This is a genomic window from Vibrio sp. 10N.222.55.C6 (assembly GCF_041473395.1).
Taxonomy (GTDB): domain Bacteria; phylum Pseudomonadota; class Gammaproteobacteria; order Enterobacterales; family Vibrionaceae; genus Vibrio; species Vibrio crassostreae_C.
The window spans coordinates 1-226 of record NZ_JBFRSD010000363.1 but is presented as its reverse complement, the minus strand read 5'-3'; the positions used below and the strand labels follow the sequence as shown (position 1 = coordinate 226).

Below are 226 nucleotides of genomic sequence, written 5' to 3'. Positions count from 1 at the left end.
AGCAAGCGACAAACAAGCGCACCCGGCTCCCTTAACGCATCCACGTTATAGCTAAGGACACGTCCGGCAGACGGCGCGTGATAACGGCGACACTCATTACCAAAAGCGTCATATTGAATAGCCAACAGATCATCTTGCTCTACGCTCTGCAGAAGCTCAACCTGCGGCAATACGAAACCACCAATATCAGCGCGGATAGAAACCACATCATTACCCTCTATCCAAT

Annotated in this window: 1 protein-coding gene; it reads right to left on the bottom strand. The window is 50.4% G+C overall.

The features are described from left to right. A partial coding sequence (locus AB4486_RS24135; protein ID WP_372119157.1) for a succinylglutamate desuccinylase/aspartoacylase family protein occupies positions 1–226 on the bottom strand: 226 nt, incomplete at both ends.